Source organism: Salinibacterium xinjiangense (assembly GCF_014645015.1).
Taxonomy (GTDB): domain Bacteria; phylum Actinomycetota; class Actinomycetes; order Actinomycetales; family Microbacteriaceae; genus Rhodoglobus; species Rhodoglobus xinjiangensis.
This window is the reverse complement of sequence record NZ_BMLC01000005.1, coordinates 101,090-122,026: the sequence shown is the minus strand read 5'-3', so window position 1 is coordinate 122,026 and position 20,937 is coordinate 101,090. Positions and strand designations below refer to the sequence as shown.

The 20,937-nt window shown below is 64.8% G+C and carries 20 protein-coding genes; 12 read left to right on the top strand and 8 right to left on the bottom strand.

Annotation, left to right across the window (positions count from 1 at the left end; translation table 11 throughout):
• Positions 1-76: 76 nt before the first annotated feature.
• Positions 77-3,475 carry a pyruvate carboxylase gene (locus IEW81_RS13795; protein ID WP_097061056.1) on the bottom strand — a complete coding sequence of 1,133 codons (3,399 nt, stop codon included), beginning with the start codon at positions 3,473-3,475 and terminating at the stop codon, positions 77-79.
• A gap of 122 nt (positions 3,476-3,597) precedes the next feature.
• On the opposite strand from IEW81_RS13795, the gene IEW81_RS13790 reads away from it, so the two are divergent.
• Positions 3,598-4,407 (top strand): ParA family protein, encoded by an 810-nt coding sequence (locus tag IEW81_RS13790; protein WP_097061463.1) that lies wholly within the window; start codon positions 3,598-3,600, stop codon positions 4,405-4,407.
• 148 nt (positions 4,408-4,555) lie between these two features.
• On the opposite strand, the gene IEW81_RS13785 is transcribed toward IEW81_RS13790, so the two are convergent.
• The 3 genes from IEW81_RS13785 to IEW81_RS13775 all read right to left on the bottom strand — a co-directional run bounded on the left by IEW81_RS13785 (position 4,556) and on the right by IEW81_RS13775 (position 6,481).
• Positions 4,556-5,104, bottom strand: a complete 549-nt coding sequence (locus IEW81_RS13785; protein WP_097061057.1) for a MerR family transcriptional regulator — start codon at positions 5,102-5,104, stop codon at positions 4,556-4,558.
• 145 nt (positions 5,105-5,249) lie between these two features.
• Positions 5,250-5,948 (bottom strand): transcriptional regulator FtsR, encoded by a 699-nt coding sequence (ftsR, locus tag IEW81_RS13780; protein ID WP_097061058.1) that lies wholly within the window; start codon positions 5,946-5,948, stop codon positions 5,250-5,252.
• Positions 5,948-6,481, bottom strand: a complete 534-nt coding sequence (locus IEW81_RS13775) for an FHA domain-containing protein (protein WP_097061059.1) — start codon at positions 6,479-6,481, stop codon at positions 5,948-5,950. The genes ftsR and IEW81_RS13775 overlap by 1 nt, the downstream gene beginning before the upstream one ends.
• 141 nt (positions 6,482-6,622) lie before the next feature.
• Between IEW81_RS13775 and IEW81_RS13770 the strand changes: the two genes are divergently transcribed.
• From IEW81_RS13770 to IEW81_RS13750, 5 genes are all read left to right on the top strand, one after another.
• Positions 6,623-7,066 (top strand): hypothetical protein, encoded by a 444-nt coding sequence (locus IEW81_RS13770; RefSeq protein ID WP_097061060.1) that lies wholly within the window; start codon positions 6,623-6,625, stop codon positions 7,064-7,066.
• Positions 7,067-7,105: 39 nt separating this feature from the next.
• Positions 7,106-7,492: an RNA-binding S4 domain-containing protein gene (locus IEW81_RS13765; RefSeq protein WP_097061061.1), complete on the top strand. Its 387-nt coding sequence runs from the start codon at positions 7,106-7,108 to the stop codon at positions 7,490-7,492.
• 30 nt (positions 7,493-7,522) lie between these two features.
• Positions 7,523-8,410: an oxygenase MpaB family protein gene (locus tag IEW81_RS13760; protein ID WP_097061062.1), complete on the top strand. Its 888-nt coding sequence runs from the start codon at positions 7,523-7,525 to the stop codon at positions 8,408-8,410.
• 206 nt (positions 8,411-8,616) lie between these two features.
• Positions 8,617-9,687, top strand: a complete 1,071-nt coding sequence (locus IEW81_RS13755) for a M4 family metallopeptidase (protein ID WP_097061063.1) — start codon at positions 8,617-8,619, stop codon at positions 9,685-9,687.
• A 5-nt stretch (positions 9,688-9,692) separates the two neighbouring features.
• The gene (locus IEW81_RS13750; protein ID WP_097061064.1) at positions 9,693-10,013 is read left to right on the top strand and encodes a protealysin inhibitor emfourin; all 321 of its coding nucleotides are present in this window, start codon (positions 9,693-9,695) and stop codon (positions 10,011-10,013) included.
• A gap of 10 nt (positions 10,014-10,023) precedes the next feature.
• Here the strand turns inward: IEW81_RS13750 and IEW81_RS13745 are convergent, their stop codons facing one another.
• Positions 10,024-11,568, bottom strand: a complete 1,545-nt coding sequence (locus IEW81_RS13745) for a flotillin family protein (protein WP_097061065.1) — start codon at positions 11,566-11,568, stop codon at positions 10,024-10,026.
• Between the two features lie 99 nt (positions 11,569-11,667).
• On the opposite strand from IEW81_RS13745, the gene IEW81_RS14660 reads away from it, so the two are divergent.
• Positions 11,668-11,802, top strand: coding sequence for a hypothetical protein (locus IEW81_RS14660; protein WP_268236675.1), 135 nt, complete (start codon positions 11,668-11,670; stop codon positions 11,800-11,802).
• A gap of 17 nt (positions 11,803-11,819) precedes the next feature.
• On the opposite strand, the gene IEW81_RS13740 is transcribed toward IEW81_RS14660, so the two are convergent.
• Positions 11,820-12,590, bottom strand: coding sequence for a hypothetical protein (locus tag IEW81_RS13740; RefSeq protein ID WP_097061066.1), 771 nt, complete (start codon positions 12,588-12,590; stop codon positions 11,820-11,822).
• Positions 12,591-12,639: 49 nt separating this feature from the next.
• On the opposite strand from IEW81_RS13740, the gene IEW81_RS13735 reads away from it, so the two are divergent.
• Entirely contained in the window at positions 12,640-13,149 is a 510-nt protein-coding gene (locus tag IEW81_RS13735) for a nucleoside deaminase (protein ID WP_097061067.1), read from the top strand.
• Between the two features lie 28 nt (positions 13,150-13,177).
• Positions 13,178-14,959, top strand: a complete 1,782-nt coding sequence (locus IEW81_RS13730; protein ID WP_097061068.1) for a DEAD/DEAH box helicase — start codon at positions 13,178-13,180, stop codon at positions 14,957-14,959.
• Positions 14,960-15,012: 53 nt separating this feature from the next.
• Here IEW81_RS13730 and IEW81_RS13725 read toward each other — a convergent pair whose 3' ends face one another.
• Entirely contained in the window at positions 15,013-15,507 is a 495-nt protein-coding gene (locus IEW81_RS13725; protein WP_097061069.1) for a metallophosphoesterase family protein, read from the bottom strand.
• A 193-nt stretch (positions 15,508-15,700) separates the two neighbouring features.
• Positions 15,701-15,985, bottom strand: a complete 285-nt coding sequence (locus tag IEW81_RS13720) for a hypothetical protein (RefSeq protein ID WP_143544684.1) — start codon at positions 15,983-15,985, stop codon at positions 15,701-15,703.
• A gap of 186 nt (positions 15,986-16,171) precedes the next feature.
• On the opposite strand from IEW81_RS13720, the gene IEW81_RS13715 reads away from it, so the two are divergent.
• Genes IEW81_RS13715 through IEW81_RS13705 form a run of 3 tightly spaced genes read left to right on the top strand, consistent with a single transcriptional unit; the run spans position 16,172 to position 20,871 of the window.
• On the top strand, positions 16,172-17,194 hold the full coding sequence (locus IEW81_RS13715; RefSeq protein WP_097061071.1) for a 3-oxoacyl-ACP synthase III: 1,023 nt from the start codon (positions 16,172-16,174) through the stop codon (positions 17,192-17,194).
• A 24-nt stretch (positions 17,195-17,218) separates the two neighbouring features.
• Complete coding sequence (locus tag IEW81_RS13710) at positions 17,219-19,903, top strand: alpha/beta fold hydrolase (RefSeq protein WP_097061072.1); 2,685 nt, start codon at positions 17,219-17,221, stop codon at positions 19,901-19,903.
• Positions 19,900-20,871 (top strand): NAD-dependent epimerase/dehydratase family protein, encoded by a 972-nt coding sequence (locus IEW81_RS13705; RefSeq protein ID WP_097061073.1) that lies wholly within the window; start codon positions 19,900-19,902, stop codon positions 20,869-20,871. The genes IEW81_RS13710 and IEW81_RS13705 overlap by 4 nt, the downstream gene beginning before the upstream one ends.
• Positions 20,872-20,937: the final 66 nt, after the last annotated feature.

Here is a 20,937-nt window from a genome sequence, read left to right as displayed (position 1 = left end):
ACACTCAACTTTACCGGTTCACGCGTCGGTTTTTTCCTCGAGCTTCGTGGCTGTGGACGGAAGTCGTCCACCCCGACTATTCGATGACCACCAGCAGGTCGCCAGCGTCCACCTGCTGCGTCGTCGGAACGGCAAGCCTCGCGACTCGGCCGCCGACGCTGGTGGTGATCGCTGCTTCCATCTTCATGGCCTCGATGGATGCCACGGCCTGACCGGCCTCGACGATGTCGCCTTCGGCGACCTGCAGCGTGACAACCCCCGAGAAGGGTGCGGCGACCTGTCCCGGCGTGCCCGTGTCGGCTTTTTCGGCCGACTTTATGTCGACCTTGATGCTCGTATCGCGCACGAAGACAGGCCTCAGTTGACCGTTGAGAGTGGTCATCACGGTGCGCATGCCCTTCTCGTCGGCTTCGCCTATCGCCTCGAGCCCGATGTACAGGCTGACACCCTTCTCGATCTCCATGACGTGCTCTGTGCCGGGGTGCAGCCCGTAGAGGTAATCGACGGTATCGAGCACCGACAGGTCGCCATAGGTCTCGCGACCCTGTTCGAAAATCTTTGCCGGACCCGCGAACAGCAGCCGATTCAATGCAGCGCGTCGTCCGAGCGAGTCACCGTCGAGGGCTGCCTGGTCTTCAGCGCTGATCGGCTCGACACCGATCTTCACGGTGCGGCCCTTCAGGACTTTTGAACGGAACGGCTCTGGCCATCCGCCGGGGAGTTCGCCGAGTTCGCCAGCCATGAATCCGATCACCGAATCCGGAATATCGTATTTGTCAGGATTCTGCTCGAAGTCATCCGGATCGGCATCCGCGGCCGCGAGGGCCAGGGCGAGATCACCCACGACCTTGGATGACGGCGTGACCTTGGGCGGTCGCCCGAGCATGCGATTGGCCGCCGCATAGAGGTCTTCGATCTTTTCGAAGTGGTCTGCGAGCCCGAGCGCGATTGCCTGCTGGCGAAGATTCGAGAGCTGGCCACCGGGGATCTCGTGCTTGTAGACACGACCGGTCGGACCCGACAATCCGGACTCGAACGGCCTGTACACGTGCCGTACCGCCTCCCAGTACGGTTCGAGGTCGGATACCGCCTGCAAGGAGAGCCCCGTGTCCCGTTCGGTGTGAGCGAGAGCAGCGACGAGAGCCGACGCCGAGGGCTGGCTGGTGGTTCCGGCCATCGGGGCGCTCGCCACGTCGACGGCGTCCGCTCCGGCGCGGGACGCCGCGAGCAGGGTCGCGAGCTGCCCACCGGCGGTGTCGTGAGTGTGTACATGCACAGGGAGGTCGAAGCGCTCGCGCAGTGCTGTGACCAACCGGAACGCGGCATCCGCTCGCAACAGCCCCGCCATATCTTTGACGGCGAGGATGTGCGCTCCCGCGGCAACCATCTTGTCTGCGAGGCGCAGGTAGTAGCTGAGCGTGTAGAGCGACTCCGCGGGGTCGAGCAGGTCACCCGTGTAGCACATGGCAACTTCGGCGACGCCCGTGCCGGTCTGGAGCACGGCATCGATCGCCGGCCGCATCTGGTCGACATCGTTAAGCGCATCGAAGATCCTGAAGATATCGACGCCGCTGGCCGCCGCCTCATTCACGAACGCGTCGGTGACCTCGGTGGGGTACGGCGTATAACCGACCGTATTACGACCACGAAGCAGCATTTGGATCGCGATGTTGGGAAGAGCCTCTCGCATGGTCGACAGGCGCTCCCACGGATCTTCCCCGAGGAACCGGAGGGCGACATCGTAGGTCGCGCCACCCCAGGCCTCCACCGACAGCAGCCCGGGAGTGAGCCGGGCGACGTGTGGGAGCACCGCCGCAAGGTCGCGCGTACGCACCCTCGTCGCGAGAAGCGACTGGTGGGCGTCGCGGAAGGTGGTGTCCGTCACGGCGAGCGGCGACTGGGCCCGAAGCGCACTCGCGAATCCGACAGGGCCCAGCTCGAGCAGCCTCTGGCGCGAACCGGCTGGCGCTGGTGCGTCGAGATCGACGTTCGGAAGTTTCAGCTTCGGGTCGATGAGACCGTCACCGTTTCCGTTCGGTTGGTTGACCGTGACATCGGCGAGCCAGTTCAGGATGCGCGTTCCGCGGTCTTTCGACTGGCGCCCCCGCACGAGCCACGGTCGCTCCTCGATGAACGACGTGCTGAGATCGCCCGCGATGAAGTCCGGATCGTCGAGCACCGCCTGCAGGAACGGGATATTGGTGGTGACACCGCGCAGCCGGAACTCGGCGAGCCCTCGACGCGCGCGGGTGACAGCTGCGGTGAAATCGCGACCACGGCAGGTCATCTTTACCAACATGGAATCGAAATGTGCCGAGACCTGAGCGCCGGCGGCGACCGTGCCACCGTCGAGACGGATGCCCGCGCCGCCGGGCGAACGGTAGGTCGTGATCTTGCCGGTGTCCGGCCGGAAACCGGCCGCGGGATCTTCGGTCGTGATGCGGCACTGCAGCGCGGCGCCACGCAGTCGAAGGTCTTTCTGTTCGAGCCCGAGGTCGGCGAGAGTCTCACCGGCGGCGATGCGCATCTGGGACTGCACCAGGTCGACGTCGGTGACTTCCTCCGTCACGGTGTGCTCCACCTGGATACGCGGGTTCATCTCGATGAAGAAATGCTGGCCCTTGCGCTCCCCCGCTGTGTCGAGCAGGAATTCGACGGTCCCGGCATTGGCGTAGTTGATCGACTTCGCGAACGCTATCGCGTCGCGGTACATAGCCTGGCGGGTGTTCTCGTCCAGGTTCGGCGCAGGAGCGATCTCGATCACCTTCTGGTGACGGCGCTGCACGGAGCAGTCGCGCTCGAACAGGTGCACGGTGTTGCCCTGTGAATCTGCGAGGATCTGCACCTCGATGTGACGCGGGCGTACAACGGCCTGCTCGAGGAACATGGTCGGGTCACCGAAGGCGCTGTCGGCCTCCCGCATAGCCTCCTCGAGAGCGCCACGGAGGGCATCCTTCGATTCGACACGGCGCATGCCGCGACCGCCACCGCCGGCGACCGCCTTGGCGAAGATCGGGAAGCCGATCGCGTCGGCGCCAGCCAGCAATTCGTCGAGGTTCTTCGACGCCGGAGTCGACTTGAGCACGGGGACACCCGCGGCTATCGCGTGCTCCTTGGCCGTGACCTTGTTACCAGCCATTTGGAGCACGCTCGTCTGTGGCCCGATGAACGTGATTCCGGCTTCAGCGGCAGCCTGGGCCAGGTCCGGATTCTCCGAGAGGAATCCATAGCCGGGGTAGATCGCGTCTGCCCCGCACTCCCTGGCGACCCTGATGATCTCGCTCACGTCGAGGTAGGCCCGAACCGGGTGACCCTTCTCGCCGATCTGGTACGCCTCATCGGCTTTGAGCCGGTGCATCGAGTTTCGATCTTCCCAGGGGAACACCGCCACCGTCCTGGCTCCCAGTTCGAATGCTGCGCGCATGGCGCGGATCGCAATTTCGCCGCGATTCGCTACGAGAATCTTCGTGAACATCCGGTCCTTTCCTGACGTTGCCCAGCCTATGGGAGGACAACGCTGGCAATTGCCCAAGCAGATGCCATAAAAACGGCCTTGTTTTAGGTTCTTCAACAGTAGTGAAGGTATCGTCGTTACTCGTGCATGTACTCAGCGTCAGCTCCCTCAAAGGGGGCGTGGGAAAGACCACCGTGACGCTTGGGCTCGCTTCAGCCGCATTCGCCCGTGGCGTTCGAACCCTCGTCGTCGATCTCGACCCTCAGTCCGATGTGTCCACAGGTATGGATATCGAGGTGGGCGGGCATCTGAACATCGCCGATGTCCTCGCATCCCCGAAGGAGAAGATCGTCCGAGCGGCGATCGCCCCGAGTGGGTGGACGAAGGGTCGCCCGGGAACGGTGGACGTGCTCATCGGTTCCCCGTCTGCGATCAACTTCGATGGGCCGCATCCGAGCATCCGCGACATCTGGAAACTCGAAGAGGCGCTCGCCCATGTCGAAGCCGACTACGATCTCGTGCTCATCGACTGCGCGCCCTCTCTCAACGCCCTCACGCGCACCGCGTGGGCTGCCAGCGACAGGGTCACCATCGTGACCGAACCGGGATTGTTTTCCGTCGCCGCGGCTGACCGTGCCCTGCGGGCTATCGAGGAGATCCGGCGCGGACTGTCACCGCGGCTCCAGCCCCTCGGAATCATCGTCAACAGGCTTCGCTCGCAGTCTCTGGAGCACCAGTTCAGGATCAAGGAGCTGCGCGACATGTTCGGGCCGCTGGTGCTGAGCCCGCAACTTCCTGAGCGTACGTCGCTGCAGCAGGCCCAGGGTGCCGCCAAACCCCTGCACGTATGGCCGGGCGAAAGCGCCCAGGAGATGGCGCGCAACTTCGACCAGCTGCTCGAGCGGGTGATGCGCACCGCGCGCATCGGCGACTACGCCAACGATCCCGCCTGAACTGCCGCTGAGGCGCCGGTTGTGAGGGCGCGAGAGTTCTTTATAAGATCCACGCCGCACCTCCGGAGCTGACAGCCCGGTCGGGCACGACGAACTGGGACCTTTCGGGCACGACGATATTCGTTACGCAGTAGTTGCCCACCAGGGGCTATGAAGCGCGCACCGAGCGACGCTTGGCTAGCTCGTCCATCGGGTCCTCACCCTTGACCGAATCGAGCTCTACGAGGTCGTGCTCCACTTCTCGCAGCACCTTGCCGACGGCGATGCCGAAAACGCCCTGGCCGCGGCTCACGAGGTCGATGACCTCGTCGTTCGAGGTGCACAGGTAGACGCTCGCGCCATCGCTCATGAGGGTCGTCTGGGCGAGGTCACTGATTCCGGATTCACGCAACTGGTTCACGGCAACCCGAATCTGCTGCAGGGAGATCCCGGTATCGAGAAGTCGCTTGACGAGCTTGAGCACGAGGATGTCGCGGAATCCGTACAGCCTCTGCGAACCGGAACCCGCAGCACCGCGAACGGTCGGTTCGACGAGCTGGGTGCGAGCCCAGTAATCCAACTGGCGGTAGCTGATCCCCGCCGCGCGGGCGGCAATCGCACCACGGTAGCCAGCGTCTGAATCGAGTTCGACCATCCCGTCGGTAAAGAGCAGGCCGAGATCGTAGCGGGATGACTCGCTACGGCTAAGTTCACTCATGGCACATGCCCCTTATTGCTGGAGAGTACAAACATTCATCTTGCAGTTGACACTTAACGTTCCGTCTGACTCCAAGGTACTCACGCCCCGCAGTTCGGACGACGACATTCGGCAGGCGTGTCGAAACGGGGGTGACTCGAACGTACTACGAATCGAGTCTCGTGAGGGCGGATCTGATCAGACTGCTGCGGACAATTTCGAGCTGGCCAGCGATCTCGCGCGCCATCTCTGCGGCCCGCGCCCGGCTCGACGCGTCCTTCCGCCTCGCTACCGGCATCAGCGCATTCTCGATGAGCCCGAGCTCGCGCTCCGCGGCAGCGCGAAACCCCCTGAGGTGCCGCGGTTCGATGCCTGAGCGCTGCAATTCCACGAGCGACTTCAGCACCGCGACCGCATCGTCACCGAAAAGATCGGCTGGCACAATGAGGGAAGCCGAGATGGCATCCCCCAGCAACATCGAGTTGGCGCCAGCCTCACGAATCAATTCATCGCGGCTGAACTTCCGTTCAGTCGATAGCATCGATGCGCCGGGGATCACGCCGCCCGGCAACTCCGGAGACCGGCCCGCATCCAGTTCGGTCAGGTACCCCCGGATGATCTTCAGCGGCAGATAGTGGTCCCGCTGCATCGTCAGCACAAAGCGCAGCCGATCCATGTCCGACGACGAGAATTTGCGATAGCCGGATTCAGTTCGTGCGGGAGAGACGAGCTGGCGCTCCTCGAGGAAGCGAAGTTTCGATGGGGTGAGATCGGGAAACTCAGGACTCAGCTTGGAGAGCACCTGCCCGATGCTCAGGAGACTTTGGCTCCCAGACGTCCGTGGCTGGGCGGCAGTGCCCGCCACTACCGTCCGGCCAGGTGTGCAAGGTCGAGTCGCGATGCGTAGAACGTCAGGCGAAACTTACCGACCTGAACCTCGGCACCATCGCTGAGGAGAGCGGTGTCGATACGAACGCCGTCGAAGTACGTGCCGTTGAGCGAACCGAGATCCTTAACCCTGAACGCGGTGCCGCTGCGCAGGAACTCCGCATGACGGCGTGACACGGTCACGTCGTCCAGGAAAATGTCTGCCTCGGGATGACGGCCGACGGTGGTCAGGTCAGCATCGAGCAGGAAGCGCGCGCCGACATTGGGCCCCCGACGAACGACCAGCAGTGCAGAACCCGATGGCAGTGCAGAAATTGCGTCCTGCTCTTCGGGGGATGTCGAACCATCCATTGCCGCCAGCTGGGCCGCGAACTCATTCCCGTACGTGACTGTCGTATCATCGCGCGGCGTTGAAGTCTCTTCCGGCACAGCTTCTCCCAGTTCAGCGTTGTCAGGCGTCACGCCCTCGGGGGCGCCAGTGCCGTCAAATGTATTGTCGTTTCCAGCCATTGCGGCCCTCCCGTTAGACCACAGTAACTGATGACGAGTGTCGCTCGCCCCGTCGATTTCTGCTCTCCGACGCAAATTCTCCACCGATCCACCCGTCGTGCAGCCCGGCCGTTCCGCCGTCGACAGGCTAGCGTTCATGACATGTCGTGCATCAGGTTCAACACCCCAGCCCAACGGAAGCAGATGAAGGCGATGGCGCCGGCGATGTTGACTGCTGAGCAGGCGGAGGAGTTGCATCCGGCTCCCCTGGTCACCCACAGCAAGATCACCAGGCTTCGACTGCTGGCGACGCACCCGAATCCGAAGATCCGCGAGAGCGTCGCGAGCAGCTTCAACACGCCGGGCGACCTGTTCACCACCCTCGTCACCGATGAACACGAAGGAGTACGGGCCTGCGTCGCACGCAACGAAACGGCACCGCGTGATGTGCTTCGATCTCTCGTCGACGACTCCTCCATGCGAGTGCGCGGATTCCTCGCACTGAACCCTTCCGTTCCCGATGACACCATCGCGCAATTATCCGTGGACGACAACGCGACCGTTCGAAGCCTTGTGCGGTGGAAAACGGATGTTGCAACCCAGTGACCACCGCGCGGCCCCGGTCGGAAGCACCGGACACCGGTGATGGCAACCCTGTCAGCACGCGTCGATAGCTGGCTCTGGGCGGTCAGAGTCTTCAAGACCCGGTCGGCAGCCACCGCCGCGACCCGATCGGGACACATCCGGGTCAACGGCGACCGGGCCAAGGCCGCCCAGCAGGTGAAGACCGGTGACGAGGTGAGGGTGCGGATCGCGGGATTCGATCGCATCCTGGTAGTGCGCGAGATCCTGTCCAAACGGGTTGGGGCGGTCGTCGCGGTCGAAGCCTTCACGGATATCAGTCCCCCACTTCCCGCCCCGGAAGAAGTGGCATTGCTCCCTCAACGGGATCGTGGGGCCGGTCGGCCGACCAAGCGGGAACGGCGCGACATGGAGAAGCTGCGCGGCAGGGTGTCCGACCCTCTCGACTGAGCTCCCAGCGAGTCGCGTTACTGTCGGGATATGGGCAGAATTTCGGACTCCTGGCGTTCGCACCTCCTTACCACTTTTTCGGGTGAGAGCTCGGGTCGCCCACAGTGGGTGAGCCGGATGGAACTCGGCGATGACGAGGGATTCTTCGGCCCCGATTCAGCGTCGTGGGCCGTGCACGGAGGCATGGGAACGCTCGTGGCCGGGATAAGGGCGCTGCTCATGCAGACGCTCCACCCCGGCGCGATGGCAGGGGTGCACGATTGGTCCCGATATAAGGAAGACCCTCTCGGCAGGCTTTCCGGCACGATCCAGTGGCTGATCACGGTGACTTTCGCGGGCACCGAGCAGGCGAGGCTCGAGTCATCCAGGGTCGGTAAGTACCACGACAGGGTTGCCGGGACGTACAGCGATGCGCAGGGAGTCGAACGCCCGTACACCGCCGGCGACCAGGAACTGCTCACCTGGGTCCATGCGGTCTTCACCGATGCATTCCTCGGCTGCCACGAACTATGGGGTGACCCCATCCCCGGGGGCGCTGACCAGTACGTGAGCGAGTGGGCGGTGGCTGGCGAACTCGTGGGGGTGCAGCATCCGCCGCGTTCACGGGCAGAATTGAAAGCGCAGATCGACGGCTTCCGGCCTGCGCTCAAGAGCGACGAACGGGTGCGCGAGGCTGTGCGGTTCATCCGGAATCCCCCGCTCAGACGATCGATGTTGCCCGCGTACCGGGTGTTGTTTGCCGGCGCAGTTGCGTCGCTGCCCGAGGAGCACCGCGTGCTGCTGGGCTTGCGCCGGTCGCGCCTTCCCGTGATCTGGGCAACGGGAGTGGTGTTGCGAGGTGTTGGTCGCGTTCTCGGTAGGTCATCCACGAGCGAGGATGCCGCCCGCAAGCGCATAGCCCGCATTCGCCAGGCGTGACCTGGCCCCGCGAGCGGGGTACGCTCGGGGGACGAGCCGCCCGGCTCACAGGAGGATAACGTCATGGCCGATAAGTCACCGAAGAAAACCACAGCCAAGACTGTAGCCAGCAAGTCTCTGAAGGAGAAGCGGGCTGACAAGAAAGACAAAGCCGCCAGCAAGCGCAAGGACTAGCCTCCGTCGGTGGCACAGGGCATGCTCGAATCATGACTCACGGAATCATTCCCCCGTACCTCTTGAGGCGCATAGCCCGACTCGATGACGCGAAGTACGCCGTGGCTGCTCATGCGGCCCGAGTAGCGCTCGAGCACGACAAGCGATTCCGCTCGGTGCGCTTCGACCTCGGTTTCGACGAGAATAATGATCTCGTCGCGACCCTGGTCGATGCACCCGATCGCACCATTAGCGATGCGGCTGGCACGATGACAATCCCCGGTTCGCCTGTGCGTCGCGAGGGCAACGATCCGACGGGTGACCCCGCCGCAGACGAGGCATACGACGGGCTCGGTGCCACTTTTGCGCTGTACTCGGAGGTGTACGGCAGGAATTCCATCGACGGCGCGGGCCTCCCCCTCGATGCGACGGTCCACTACGGAGACCTGTACGACAACGCGTTCTGGGATGGCGAACGCATGGTGTTCGGCGACGGTGACGGAGAGATCTTCACGAGGTTCACCGCCTCACTCTCGGTTATCGGGCACGAGCTCGCACACGGGGTGACCCAGTACACGGCCGGGCTCGTCTACCGCGACCAGTCCGGTGCACTCAACGAATCGATCTCCGACGTCTTCGGCGCGCTCGTCGAACAGTATTCGAGGGGGCAAACCGTGGCCGACGCCACCTGGCTCATCGGCGAAGGCATCTTCACCGCCGAGGTCGAGGGTTCTGCCCTGCGCTCACTACGGGCACCCGGCACCGCATACGACGACGACGTGCTCGGCAAAGACCCCCAGCCTGCCCACTTCGACGACTACATCCAGACGGATGAAGACGGCGGAGGCGTGCACCTGAACTCGGGCATCCCGAACAGGGCGTTCTATCTCGTCGCCGAGTCGCTCGGTGGCAACGCCTGGGAGCACGCCGGCCAGATCTGGTACGACGCCATAAACGGCCCTACTCTCACGGCCAGGGCCGATTTCGCACAGTTCGCTGCGGCCACGGTTGCCGCCGCCTTGGAGCGGTACGGCGCACAGTCAGCCGAGGTCGCGGCCGTCATCGATGGTTGGACTGGCGTGGGGATCCCGCCCCTGCCGCCACAGGTCGCCGGAAGCACCTGATCAGGATGCCCGCTGAACTCACGATCACCGTTGCCCGCTCCGGAGGGTTCGCCGGGCTCACCCGTACGTGGTCGTTGTCAGCGGCGCTCGACGACTCCGGAGAGCTGCTCGACCTCGTGAATGCGTGCCCCTGGCGTCGCGTTCAGTCGGATGCGGTATCCCGTGATCGCTTCGTCTACCTGATCACCGTGCGCGCGCCCCGCAAACATCGCACGGCGAGGGTGCCGGAGGCGTCCCTGACAGGCCCGTGGAAGTTGCTCGTCGAGAGGGTGCAGCAGGAACATCCTGCGCCTTCCCCGACTCGCACTCCCCCACGCAGCAGCTGACCGCGGCGTTCTAGGATTTCGGCGGCGCGAATCTGGGCGGTGCCGACTTCGGGGCCGCGGCTTTCGGAGCTGCCTGCTGGGAGCCAGCGACGCCCCTGCCGATCGCCTCGCCCGTCATTCGGCCGGTGATGATGTCGGAGATGTCGATGCCGACCAGGTCTTTCAGGATCTGGTTCACCGTCGTGAGCTGGGTTGCCACGTTCTGGCCCACCTGCTCTGAACCTTTGCCGTCGGACGAGATCACCGTCATGTTCGAGATCGAGGAGAGAGGCTCCGATGCCGCTCGCACGATCTCGGGAAGCTGGGCGATGATCTGCTGGCGCAGCAGGTCACCGGCACCCTGCTCGAGAGCCTCAGCACGTGCCTTGGTGGCGTCGGCCTCGGCGTTGCCCCTGGCGCGGATCGAGGCAGCCTCGGCCTCACCCTCGGCCTGGAGTGCTTCGGCGGCCGCGATTCGGCGGCTTCGCTCTGAGAGGCCTTCGGCCTCGACGGCTTCGGCCGCGCTGCGGCGGCGGTTACGCTCGGCCACACCCTCAGCCTCGATCGCCTCGGCACTCGATCGTCGGGAGTCGCGGTCGGCGTTTGCTGCGGCGACCGCTGCGGTCGCATCCGCTTCGGCTTTCTTGGAGATCGCGTACGCTTCAGCATCGGCGACCGCACGGATTTCGGCGTCGAGTTCCTGCTTGCGCAGACCGACGCGCTTTCCGGCCGTCACCTCCTGCTGGGCAACGACCTCCTGCTGGGCAATGGCTTCGGCGAGCGGAGCTGCCGCCGCCGCTTCGGCCCGAGCTTTGTCGGTCTCCTTCTGGATTTCGGCGTTGCGCAGATCGAGCTTGCGCTGCGATTCGGCGACGGCCTGGTCGGCCGAGATCCTTGCTTCTTCCGACGCTTGGCGCGACACGGACTCGGCAATCTCGGCAACCTGCTTCACGCGCGCTGCCTCACCTCGACCGAGGTCGCGGATGTATCCGTTGTCGTCGTCGATCTCCTTAATCTGGAGGGTGTCGATGGTCAGTCCCTGCACGTCGAGGGATTCGCGCACAGCTTCGAGCACCTGGCCCTGCAGCGCTGAACGATTGGTGATGATCTCGGTAACCGTCAGCTGGCCGACGATCGATCGCACCGAGCCACTGAGCACTTCTTCGGTGGATGTCTCGATCTGGTCCTGCTGGTTCAGAAACCGTTGCGCGGCCGCTCGCACCATCGACTCGGAGCCGCCGACCTTGACGACGGCGACGGCGTTGACGCGGATCGTGATCGCGTCCCGCGTCTGGGCCGTGGCCTGCACATTGAGCTGGCGGCTGCGGAGGCTGAGTTTGAAGTGGGCTTCGATGATGGGTTTGACGAATACCCGCGACCCGAAGACGACCTTCTGGCCTGCATTCTCGGTCTCGGCCTCCCCCAACCTGAGCGCCTTCTGGCGGGATGTCACGATGATCGCCTCGTCAGGCTTCGCCACCTTTATTCCGCGCAGCAGCACGATGATCACGATCAAGGCGAGGACAACGACTGCCCCGACGATGATTACTGTGGACGGTAGATCGGTCGGGAACATAGCGGCGGGCCCTCCAGCGTTGGCAATGGTCGCAACGAGCCTATCGCCTGCCTTCGCCGTTCCGATTCTTGCTCGAAGCGGGGCCGAACTGCAGGATCCGTGGCTACGGCGATAACCGGATCCGCCTCGATGCTCGCCGAGTCTGCTCCTCCCTGGGCGGATGCCGGAAACAGGATCTTCCTATTCGTCTCCGAGCAAAGGACGGCGGTGATCGCGCCGAGAGTGACGTTCTGACGTTCTGACGGCCGGCTTCAGGACAGGTCGAGACCTCCGAGGCGGCGAAGGACGGCGTTCAGGAGGGTGCCTTCAGCATCGGGGATCATGTGGTGATTGAGGTAGATCCCCTCAAGCCACGGGAGTACCTCGACCGCGGGAAGGCCGATCACATCCCAGTCGACACCTGGCAAGGCCCTGGATCGCGGAACTCCGGTGGCGGCATCGGTCCAGGCCTGCGCAATCGGCTGATCGGCTTCGGTCTCGCCCGGCCCCCACGCCAGGGCAATCGGATGATTCTCCCCATCGATGTGGTCATGAGTCACGGTGCCGGCACCCAGCCAGGGCAGCGTCATCAGTTCACCCTCGACCTCGATTTCGATCAGGTCGAGCTGGCCGGGCTCATCCACCTCGCAGATATAGAGGTCGAAGCCTGAATCGTGCCACGCCGCGGCCTGGGTGATGTCGTCGAGCAGGCCCGGCATGAGAGCATGCAGATCACCGGCCAGAGCCGAGCTCCACCGCAGCAGGGCTGCGGTGTCGGCGTCGGGCCACGGGCTCGAAGCGCGGTGCTCGCCGGCCCCGGTGTGGAAGTGATGGTCGGTTCCGCCGCCCGTGGTTTCGACATGAAGCTGGCCGCTGTCGAACTCCACGTGCAGGTCGCTCAACTGTGCGTCATCATCCCAGTCGGCATAGAGCTCGGGAGATGACAGGTGTGTCGGGAGGGGGAAGGATGCCGCGTGCTTCACCCCGAGGTTGAGAACCGCTCGCAGTCGCGTGTTGGGCATCCGCAGGCTGAGGTCGGTCATCCCGTCATTCTAGGCGCGGCGGCACGGCCGTCTGGGATACCGTTCGATGATGACGGAAGCAAACCCGACCACGACGGCAACGCCGGTCGACCAGGTGCACCTGCGGCGCTGCGTCGAGCTCGCACAAGAGGCCCTCGACGCCGGGGATGAGCCGTTCGGCTCGCTGCTCGTCGATGCCGCGGGGGTGGTGAGGCTCGAGGAGCGCAACCGGGTCGGCGGTGGTGACGAGACGCAGCATCCTGAATTCGAGATCGCTCGCTGGGCTGCTGCCAACCTGACTCCCGATGAACGCCGCTCCTGTGTCGTCTACACCTCGGGTGAGCACTGCCCGATGTGCAGCGCCGCACACGCCTGGGTGGGTCTCGGCACCATCGTGTTCGCGGCCAGCGGCGCGCAACTCGACGGCTGGCGGTCGGAATGGGGACAGGGGCCGGGTGCTGTCGCAGCTCTCGGTATCGACCGAATCGCGCCTGCCACCCCGACCCGCGGTCCGTTCGCGGAGTTCACCGCCGCGCTGCGCGAACTGCACGCCCTCAGCCTCGGTCGAACGCAAGCGTGAAGGCGCACCGGGCACTACCGTTGTAGGAATGACGTCACACGATACGACCGAAGACATCGAAGCCGACCTCGACGCGCAAAGCGAGACGACCGGATTCGCCGACCTCGGGCTGAGTGACGCCGTCCTGAAGGCCGTGCGCGACGTAGGGTACGAGACTCCGTCAGCGATCCAGGCCGCCACGATACCGCCGCTGCTCGAGGGTCGCGATGTCGTGGGCCTCGCCCAGACCGGAACGGGGAAGACCGCGGCATTCGCGCTCCCGATCCTCTCGAGGCTCGATGTCTCGCAGAAGAAGCCGCAGGCGCTCGTGCTCTCGCCGACGCGCGAGCTCGCGCTACAGGTGTGCGAGGCATTCGAGCAGTACGCCTCACACATGAAGGGCGTGCACGTGCTTCCCGTCTATGGCGGGCAGGCCTACGGTGTTCAACTGTCGGCGTTGCGCCGCGGCGTGCACGTGGTTGTCGGCACGCCCGGTCGCATCATGGATCACCTCGCGAAGGGTACCCTCGACCTTTCAGAGCTCAAGTACCTTGTGCTCGATGAGGCCGATGAGATGCTCAAGATGGGCTTCGCAGAGGATGTTGAGACGATTCTCGCCGACACTCCCGAAGATAAGCAGGTCGCGCTCTTTTCGGCGACGATGCCGCCGCAGATCCGTCGTATCTCTCAGAAGTACCTTCATGACGCCGAAGAGATCACCGTCAAGAACAAGACGACGACCTCGGCGAACACGACACAGCGATACCTGATGGTCTCGTATCCGCAAAAAGTCGACGCGCTCACGCGCATTCTCGAGGTGGAGAACTTCGAGGGCATGATCGTGTTTGTCCGCACCAAGAACGAGACCGAGACTCTCGCCGAGAAGTTGCGCGCGCGCGGCTATTCTGCTGCTGCCATCAGCGGGGATGTCGCCCAGGCCCAGCGCGAACGCACCGTCGCCCAGTTGAAGTCGGGCAAGCTCGACATCCTCGTGGCAACGGATGTCGCGGCCCGAGGCCTCGACGTCGACCGGATCAGCCACGTGGTCAACTTCGACATCCCGATCGACACCGAATCATACGTGCACCGCATCGGCCGTACCGGGCGTGCGGGACGCAGTGGAGCCGCCATCAGCTTCGTCACGCCACGTGAGCGGAGGCTGCTGGCTGCCATCGAGAAGGCGACCCGCCAGCCGCTGACCCAGATGCAGCTGCCGTCGGTGGAAGACGTCAACGTCACCCGACTGGCCCGTTTCGACGACGCCATCACCGAGGCGCTCAACCAACAGTCGCGTATCGCGGCATTCCGCGACATCGTCGGCCACTACATCAAGAACCATGACGTGCCAGAGGCTGACGTCGCCGCCGCTCTCGCCGTGGTCGCCCAGGGCGATACTCCCCTCCTGCTCAACCCGGCGGACGAGCGCCCGCAGCGGTTCGACCGCGAGGAGCGCACCGACCGTCCAGACCGAGGAGACCGGGACGACCGAGGAGACCGGGATGATCGCGGCGAGCGTCCCGAGCGTCGTCCGCGTTCGAACAAGGCGATGTCCCCGTATCGCATCGAGGTCGGCAAGCGTCACCGCGTCGAGCCGCGGCAGATCGTCGGGGCACTTGCGAATGAGGGCGGCCTGAGCAGGGATGACTTCGGTCACATCCAGATCCGCCCCGATTTCTCGATCGTCGAGCTGCCGGCAGATCTCCCTGCCCAGGTGCTCTCGAAGCTGAAGGACACCCGCATCAGCGGCAAGCTGATCGAGATCCGCCCGGATGTGCGCGGCGGAGCTCGCTCGAATGATCGCGGCGAGCGGCCTGCGCGCACCAGAAGCTGAGGATCACCACGGGACGGCACCGGATGCTCGGACTCCGGTGGTCGTCGCGCCCTCTACAGGTGCACCAGTGCGACCTCCCGCAGGGCGCCGTCATCGGCGACCGCGGTGAGGTAGGTGCACGTCGCCTGGCGACGGCGGTCGGTCGGGGATCCGGGGTTCAGCAGCCGAAGCCCCGCCGGTGTGGTCGAATCCCACGGGATGTGGCTGTGACCGAACACGAGCACGTCGATGTCGGGGAACGCGGCATCCATCCGAACCTCACGACCTGTCGCCTGGCCGGTCTCGTGTACGACGGCGAACCGCACGCCGTCGATGGCGCGCCTCGCGACCTCCGGAAGCCGTGCACACAGGTCGGCCGGATCGTTGTTTCCCCAGACGCCCAGCACCTCGGCATGTGATTCGAGCTCGTCGAGAACGGATGCCACGATCCAGTCGCCGGCATGGATCACGAGGTCAACGGCATCCGCCGCCTCGATCACTGCGGAGGGGAGCTGCCGGGCCCGCGTCGGCACATGGGTGTCGGAGACGATGAGCAGCCTGGTCGTCATGAGGGACGGCGACCAGCGTCAGCGCACTCCCGGCACCACCAGCCCGTGAAACGCTCGAGCATCACCAGCTCGCGAGCGGCTCCGCACGTTGGGCATGGCGGATTGGCGGCGACGCCATCGGTGTGTTCGACCGCTCTCGGTGCCGTGTCGTCCATGGGAGCAGTTTAGCCAGCACCCCCCCTCATATTTACTGTCACGACCGGCGCTGGGGCGTCCGGGACCGACGGGCACTGTCAGCGACAATTCGGCCGGTGATAGCGACCATGAATCCGACGGAGGCAAGGCCGAGAATCACCGGACCCTGGAAGTTCATGCCGTTAGCGACCGGCGCGAAGAGATCCAGGCCACCGAAAATCAGCATGAGCAAGAAGAACAGCATCCAGAGCACGCCGACCACGATCAGAAGGACGCCACCGATGATGGTGGACACCTGCCCGGCCGACTCGATTCGCCGCGTGGGCGCCGCTCGTCTCCCCATGAGCACGATGCTACCTACAGCGGGACTGCGGCTGGGGCTGGGGCTGTGACTGGCTCGAGGCTCTGCCAAAAGCGAATAATAACCCATCATGGCTGATGCCGGCCACTGTCCCGGGGAGCTGTACTCGCTGCGGTAAACTGGCTTTCTTGACCAGAGGGCCGCCCGGGCTCGTTCGACGGAGGTTTCGTGGCAGGAAATGCGACCACCCGCTTCAGCAACGTTTCGCTGTTGTCGGTCGCGAGTACTCTTCCCAGTCGGGTGACGACGTCTATCGACATCGAAACTCGACTTGAAGCAGCTCTCTCGCGTCTCGATCTGCCTCGAGGGCTCCTACAGCGTGTCGCCGGAGTGCTCGAACGACGCAACTGGGCTTCGGGCGAAACGTCCGATGATGCGACGGTGTCGGCAGGAGTGCGTGCCCTCGCGCAGGCGGGAGTCGAACCGTCCGAAGTGGGACTGCTCATCAACACCTCTGTCACCCGCCAGCATCTGGAGCCGTCAGTGGCCGTGCGCCTGCATCACGGGCTCGGGCTACCGAGCTCCGCGATCAACTTCGATGTCGCAAATGCGTGTCTTGGCTTCGTGAGCGGGATGAACCTCGCGGCAAGCATGATCGAATCGGGCCAGATCAAGTACGCCATCGTCGTCAATGGCGAGGATGCTGACGAGATCCAGGTGAATACCATCGACCGGTTGCTCAAGTCAGACAGCGATCGCGAAGGTTTTATGAGCGAATTCGCGTCGCTCACGCTCGGCTCCGGATCGGCAGCGGCAGTGCTTGGACGCACTGACGAGAATCCCGCCGGCCACCAAATCCTCGGTGGTGTCACGCGTGCTGCAACGCAATTCCACGACCTGTGTGTCGGCAGCGTCGACGGCATGTTCACCGATGCGAAGGCGCTTCTGAAAGGGGGTCTCGATCTCGTCGTCTCGGCATGGAAAGAGGCATCCGTCGAATGGAACTGGTCGACGATGGACATGTACATCACCCACCAGGTCTCGTCCGTGCACACGAATGCCATCATCAAAGCAGCAAAACTCGACCGCCATCGCGTCCCGACGACGTTCCCCCGATTCGGCAACGTCGGTCCGGCATCGATTCCCATCACGCTCGTCGAAGCACAGGACACGCTCAATAAGGGCGACCGCGTTCTCCTGATGGGCGTGGGCTCAGGTCTCAACACCGCGATGATGGAACTCGCGTGGTAACGGCATCCTGAGAGCGACCGCATCATGACTGGATCGGCCTCTCCTCTCCCTCTCAACCTGCCCGGACTCGACCGTCGCTTCAGTCACACCATCGCTGTACCGGGTAGAGGTTTGGACGAGGGTGTGCATCGTGACTGGCACTATCTCGACACCGGGGATGAACTGGCTCGTCTAGGCGTACCCGTCGTGGGCACGATTCTTGCCGTCCACGGCAACCCGACCTGGTGCTACCTATGGCGCGACCTGGTCACGCGCTCGGTGCAGGCCGCGCAGTCCGGATCGCCCGCCTGGCGGGTCGTTGCAGTGGACCAGGTCGACATGGGTTTCTCTGAGCGCACCGGCATACATCGTCCGCTCGCGCAGCGGGTCGTCGACCTGGCGTCGTTCACCGACACCCTCTCGCTCACCGGTCCTGTCGTGACGCTCGGTCACGACTGGGGTGGCGTCGTCTCGCTCGGCTGGGCGGTTGACCGCCCGGCGCAGCTTGTCGGCGTCATGCTGTTGAACACGGCAATCCACCATCCCGAGGGCACACCGATCCCCGCACCGCTGCGGCTCGCAAGCGCGAGGGGGGTGCTCGCAGCATCCACTGTCCACACCACCGCTTTCATCGATACGACGCTGGCGCTCGCCTCACCCGCGCTCGATTCAGCAGTGAAGGATGCGTATCGCGCGCCGTACCGCTCGGCGGACCGTCGCAAGGGTATCGGCGGATTCGTGGCCGATATCCCGGCCGATTCGCAGCACCAAAGCTTCAGCGAACTCGAGCGGATCGCCGCGGGTGTTGCGGAGCTCGATGTTCCGGCGCTCATGCTCTGGGGTCCACGCGATCCGATCTTCAGCGACTTCTACCTCGATGACCTCGTCGAGCGACTTCCCCATGCCGATGTGCACCGATTTGAGGGCGCTGGCCATCTCGTCGCCGAGGACAGCCCCTATGCCGACGCCGTGCTGGCCTGGCTGGGCGACAACATCGATCGACTCACGAACCCTGCCTCGACCTCGCCTCGCGCATCGTATGCACTGGCGCGCTCGGGGGTGGAGGATCCGCTCTTCACGCCGCTCTGGCACAGGCTCGACGAGCGACGCGACGATGATTCGACTGCCGTCATCGATATGTCGACTCGAGGACGACGAAGCCCTCGACAGGTGAGCTGGCGACAACTGAGCGACAGGGTGGACCGGATTGCGTCCGGTCTCACCGCCATCGGCGTTCACAAAGGCCAGCGTGTCTCACTGCTCATTCCGCCGGGACCGACCCTGACGGCCGTGGTTTACGCCTGCCTGCGGATCGGCGCCGTCGTGGTCGTCGCCGACGCCGGTCTCGGGGTCAAAGGTCTCACGCGTGCAGTGCGTGGGTCGTGGCCAGACGTCGTCATCGCAGAGTCACCCGGCCTCATCGCCGCGCGCACCCTCGGGTGGCCCGGAGTGCGAATCTCCGCCGCGCGACTGTCAAAGATCGCGGCCGCGGCCCTGGGCGTCTCCCACAGCCTCGGTGACCTCGTTGCGATCGGCGCCGATACGCTCCTCCCGGCACCACCACTGCCAGACGATGAGGCCGCGATCCTCTTCACCTCGGGGTCGACAGGTCCCGCAAAGGGTGTCGTCTATCGCCACAGGCAACTCTCCGCGCTCCGTGATGTGCTCGCCAGCCACTTCGACATAACCGCGGACACCGGAATCGTGACAGGGTTCGCGCCGTTCGCCCTGTTGGGCCCGGCGCTCGGCACGCGGTCGATAACACCCGAGATGGATGTTTCTGCACCCCGCACCCTGACTGCCGCAGCTGTCGCGGCAGCAGTGCGAGACTCCCGGGCCGGCATCGTCTTCCTTTCCCCCGCCGCCATCCTCAACGTCGTCGCGACGGCCGGCGATCTCACCCAACAGGACCTCGTTGAGCTAGAACGCGTGCGCACCTTCCTGTCAACCGGCGCGCCGATCAGCGCAGAACTGCTCGCATCGGCGGGTGCGCTCATGCCCAACGCGAACCCACATGCGCCCTACGGCATGACCGAATGCCTCCTGGTGACCGACATCACGCTCGACGGGGTTCGCGCCGCAGCCGATGACGGTGACAGCGGCGTGTGCGTGGGTGCGCCCATCGGCTCGAACCGCGTGCTTATCAGCGCCCTCGACGCCGAGGGACGGGCGGCGGGTGCACCGAGTTTCCAGGCCGGTGTTCTCGGGGAGATCGTGGTCTCTGCGCCGCATCTGAAGGATCACTACGATCGGCTGTGGCTGACGGATCGCGCTGCTGTCCGCGAGACCGGTCTCGACACCGATTCGCCCGGGGAGCGCTGGCACCGCACTGGCGATGTCGGGCACCTCGATCATCTCGGCCGCCTGTGGGTCGAAGGGCGGCTGCCCCACGTCATCGTGACGCCGACAGGTCCAATCGCGCCCGTCGGTGCGGAGCAGGACGTGGAGCAAGTCTCCGCCGTGCGCCGTGCCGCGGTCGTCGGAGTCGGGCCACACGGGCTGCGGCAGGCTGTCGCGGTCGTCGAAACTGTCCGGCCGACTAAACGACCCGGGCTTGCGAGTCCAGAGGTGACGGCGGCGGTGCGCGCCAGCACCACGCTCCCACTCGTTGCCGTGCTCGCCGTGCCGCAACTTCCGACCGACATCCGCCACAACTCCAAGATCGACCGGTCACGATTATCCCAGTGGGCTGACTGTGTGCTTGCCGGCGGGAAACCGACCGCACCATGATCGTGCTCGTCACCGGGGCATCCGGTTTCCTCGGTCGTGCCGTCGCCGCAGAACTGATCGCCACCGGACACGAGGTGCGCACCCTCCAACGACGACCATCTGGGCTGCACGGCGCGACCGACATCCTCGGCTCGATCACAGACCCAGGTCAGGTGGCCCGCGCCATCCATAGCGCTGAGGGCGTCATCCACCTCGCCGCGAAAGTGTCGCTCGCCGGCGACGCGCGCGAGTTCCACACTGTCAACGTCGAAGGAACGCGAACAGTGTTGGCTGCCGCCGAGGCCGCGGGCGTGTCGCGGCTGGTTCACGTGTCGTCACCGTCGGTCGCGCACGCCGGCTCCGCGCTGGAGGGTGTCGGCGCGGAATCCGCATCGCCCGAACAGGCCAGAGGCGAATACGCGCGCACGAAGGCGAAAGCGGAGCTGCTCGCGCTGGCGAGTGATTCCGTCAAGATGAGCGTCATCGCCATCCGCCCGCACCTCGTCTGGGGTCCGGGCGACACCCAGCTCGTCGACCGGATCGTCGACCGAGCTCGCCGCGGACGCCTGCCCCTGCTCAATGGTGGAACCGCCCTCATCGACACGACCTACATCGATAACGCGGCATCCGGAATCGTCGCAGCGCTGCACCGCGCCGACGTCGCGCATGGCAGGGCGTACGTTCTCACCAACGGTGAGCCGCGCCCGGTCGGTGACATTTTGGCGTCCATCTGCCTCGCCGCGGGAGTGCGGCCCCCGCGGTGGAGTATCCCCGCCGGGCTGGGACGCGCGGCGGGCTCGGTGGTAGAGCGAGTATGGGCCGCTCGGCCCGGTGCGGACGAGCCCCCCATGACGCGATTTCTCGCCGAGCAGCTTTCCACTGCGCACTGGTTCGACCAACGTGACATACGCAAAGCGCTCGCCTGGTCGCCGACCGTGACACTCGATGAAGGACTGCGGAGGCTGAAGGCAAGCTACCGTCACGATTGATCCCGAGCGGAACGTTGTTTTATGGGCAGAACGCTGGATCCGGAATCTGAATGCAGCGGGCCCCAC

Excerpts from the sequence above, each read along its gene's own strand:
- IEW81_RS13770 (WP_097061060.1), top strand. The coding sequence starts at position 6,623 with ATGTCGTGCATCAGGTTCAACACCCCAGCCCAACGGAAGCAGATGAAG.
- IEW81_RS13750 (WP_097061064.1), top strand. The coding sequence starts at position 9,693 with ATGCCCGCTGAACTCACGATCACCGTTGCCCGCTCCGGAGGGTTCGCC.
- IEW81_RS13775 (WP_097061059.1), bottom strand. The coding sequence starts at position 6,481 with ATGGCTGGAAACGACAATACATTTGACGGCACTGGCGCCCCCGAGGGC.
- IEW81_RS13740 (WP_097061066.1), bottom strand. The coding sequence starts at position 12,590 with ATGACCGACCTCAGCCTGCGGATGCCCAACACGCGACTGCGAGCGGTT.
- IEW81_RS13755 (WP_097061063.1), top strand. The coding sequence starts at position 8,617 with ATGACTCACGGAATCATTCCCCCGTACCTCTTGAGGCGCATAGCCCGA.
- IEW81_RS13725 (WP_097061069.1), bottom strand. The coding sequence starts at position 15,507 with ATGACGACCAGGCTGCTCATCGTCTCCGACACCCATGTGCCGACGCGG.
- IEW81_RS13765 (WP_097061061.1), top strand. The coding sequence starts at position 7,106 with ATGGCAACCCTGTCAGCACGCGTCGATAGCTGGCTCTGGGCGGTCAGA.
- IEW81_RS13710 (WP_097061072.1), top strand. The coding sequence starts at position 17,219 with ATGACTGGATCGGCCTCTCCTCTCCCTCTCAACCTGCCCGGACTCGAC.
- IEW81_RS13760 (WP_097061062.1), top strand. The coding sequence starts at position 7,523 with ATGGGCAGAATTTCGGACTCCTGGCGTTCGCACCTCCTTACCACTTTT.
- IEW81_RS13735 (WP_097061067.1), top strand. The coding sequence starts at position 12,640 with ATGACGGAAGCAAACCCGACCACGACGGCAACGCCGGTCGACCAGGTG.
- IEW81_RS13730 (WP_097061068.1), top strand. The coding sequence starts at position 13,178 with ATGACGTCACACGATACGACCGAAGACATCGAAGCCGACCTCGACGCG.
- IEW81_RS13705 (WP_097061073.1), top strand. The coding sequence starts at position 19,900 with ATGATCGTGCTCGTCACCGGGGCATCCGGTTTCCTCGGTCGTGCCGTC.
- IEW81_RS13795 (WP_097061056.1), bottom strand. The coding sequence starts at position 3,475 with ATGTTCACGAAGATTCTCGTAGCGAATCGCGGCGAAATTGCGATCCGC.
- IEW81_RS13785 (WP_097061057.1), bottom strand. The coding sequence starts at position 5,104 with ATGAGTGAACTTAGCCGTAGCGAGTCATCCCGCTACGATCTCGGCCTG.
- IEW81_RS13720 (WP_143544684.1), bottom strand. The coding sequence starts at position 15,985 with ATGGGGAGACGAGCGGCGCCCACGCGGCGAATCGAGTCGGCCGGGCAG.
- IEW81_RS13745 (WP_097061065.1), bottom strand. The coding sequence starts at position 11,568 with ATGTTCCCGACCGATCTACCGTCCACAGTAATCATCGTCGGGGCAGTC.